Source organism: Nitrosophilus sp., from assembly GCF_982775275.1.
In genome coordinates this window covers 3,902-5,898 of record NZ_CEXZHP010000089.1, presented here as the reverse complement: position 1 = coordinate 5,898, position 1,997 = coordinate 3,902, and the positions used below count along the sequence as shown (strand labels likewise).

Genomic DNA, 1,997 nt, shown 5'->3' with positions numbered 1-1,997 from the left:
TGTTAGTGTTACTGGCACAAACGGCAAAACTACAACAACTGCCGCAATCTACTCCATACTTTTAGATTTTGATAAAAAAGTTGCTTTGCAAGGAACAAGAGGGTTTTTTATTAATGATGAAAAATATGAAGACAAATCTTTAACAACGCCCTCTATTTTAAAAACCATCTATCATCTATATGAATCAAAAAAAAGAGGATGCGAATATTTTATAATGGAAGTTAGCTCACACGCTATTGATCAAAAAAGAGTTGAAGGATTAAATTTTTCTTTAAAAGTTCATACCAATATAACCAGGGATCATTTAGATTATCATAAAACCTTTAAAAATTATATTAATACGAAAAACTCTTTTTTTAGCGACGATGCTCCAAAACTAATAAACAAAGATGACAAATATATAAAATTCAATTATAAAAACGCATATACTTACGCACTTGATGCTCCATCTACTTTTCAAATAATTGCATATTCATTGGAAGAGGGTATTAGTGGGGTTTTAAAATTTGGTAACGAAATTTGTGATTTTCATTCCCCACTTTTGGGCCTTTTTAATGTTTATAACCTTACAGCGGCAATTTCTGCAGTTAAAATATTAGAAAATTTTCCACTAAAAGATATTTGCCAAAAGGTTGAGAATTTTTGGGGTGTTGGCGGTAGGATGGAAATTGTTAGTTATGATCCTCTAATAATCGTGGATTTTGCCCATACACCAGATGGAATGAAAAAAGTTTTTGAGTCTTTCCCTTCAAAAGATATTGTCGCAGTTTTTGGAGCCGGAGGAGATAGAGATAAAGGAAAAAGAGCGAAAATGGGCGAAATTGCTTCAAGATTTTGCAAAAAAATATATATAACAAGTGACAACCCAAGAAGCGAAGAGCCAAAAGAGATAATAAAAGATATATTAAAAGGCGTAACAGACAAAAGTAAAGCGATATTGATTGAAAATAGAAAAGAGGCGATTGAAGAGGCTATCAAAAATATCAAAAAGAATGAAATATTATTGATTCTTGGAAAAGGAGACGAAACTTATCAAGAGATAAATGGAAAAAAAATACCATTTGATGACAGAGAAGTTGTAAGGGAGATATTAGAGATTGGACATTGGAATTAGAATTGGGGAGCTTAAAAAAAACTTTACAAATTCCACATTCCAAATTCATAATTAAAATTTAAAAATTTATTGATAAAATTCAGACAAATTTTGTATGATTTAAAAGGAGATATTATGGGTATGCCTCAACCAGCTTTTTATATATTTAAGTGTGAACAATCAGCACCTCCGGGATTCCCAAAACCAAGTTGCGTAAATCCCAACGATCCAGAATCTGGACAACTTTTTCAATATTTGGCACAAAAATTAATGGAAAAGGGTATAATTGCAACTGTTCAGCCCGTAAGGACTGGATGTTTAAATAGATGTCAATTAGGACCGGTAATGTTAGTAGAGCCCGGACATTTTATGTATGTTGGATTAAATAAGGAAAAAATTGATAAAATAATAGAAGAGCATATTATTGGCGGTAAGCCGGTTGAAGAGTATCTGATACCTAAAGAGTATTGGGATGAGCCAATAAGTGTTGCTGATATGATAAAAATGAGTGGCGGAGCTTAATATGCAAATTGAGATGCTTTATAGCAAAATTCATCGCGCTACAGTAACTGACGCCAATTTAAATTATGTTGGGTCAATTACGATAGATGAAGAGCTATTAGAGGCAGCAAAATTAAGAGTTGGACAAAAAGTTGAGATTTTAAATATTAATAATGGAGAAAGATTTACCACTTACGTTATAAAGGGTGAGAGAGGAAAAAGGGATATCTGTTTAAACGGCGCTGCCGCAAGAAAAGCTCATCCTGGAGATAAGATCATTATTGTAGCTTATGCTACATATAGCGAAGAGGAGTTGGCAAATTATGAGCCAACTATCGTATTGGTAAACGAAAATAACGATATTGACGAAATACTAAATTATATGTGATATGGTTGAGTGGTT

The 1,997-nt window shown here is 32.5% G+C and carries 3 protein-coding genes; all 3 read left to right on the top strand.

Annotated features, from left to right (window positions below; all coding sequences use genetic code 11):
• The coding region (locus AC30RD_RS05490) for a UDP-N-acetylmuramoyl-L-alanyl-D-glutamate--2,6-diaminopimelate ligase (protein WP_489493320.1) at positions 1-1,114 on the top strand (1,114 nt) is incomplete at its 5' end.
• A 114-nt stretch (positions 1,115-1,228) separates the two neighbouring features.
• Positions 1,229-1,615, top strand: a complete 387-nt coding sequence (locus tag AC30RD_RS05485; protein WP_489493319.1) for a (2Fe-2S) ferredoxin domain-containing protein — start codon at positions 1,229-1,231, stop codon at positions 1,613-1,615.
• A gap of 1 nt (position 1,616) precedes the next feature.
• The gene (gene panD, locus AC30RD_RS05480) at positions 1,617-1,982 is read left to right on the top strand and encodes an aspartate 1-decarboxylase (protein ID WP_489493318.1); all 366 of its coding nucleotides are present in this window, start codon (positions 1,617-1,619) and stop codon (positions 1,980-1,982) included.
• The last annotated feature ends 15 nt before the right edge of the window (positions 1,983-1,997 follow it).

What these genes read in the sequence shown, in the direction of transcription:
- AC30RD_RS05485 (WP_489493319.1), top strand. Translation starts at nt 1,229, where the DNA reads ATGGGTATGCCTCAACCAGCTTTTTATATATTTAAGTGTGAACAATCA.
- panD (WP_489493318.1), top strand. Translation starts at nt 1,617, where the DNA reads ATGCAAATTGAGATGCTTTATAGCAAAATTCATCGCGCTACAGTAACT.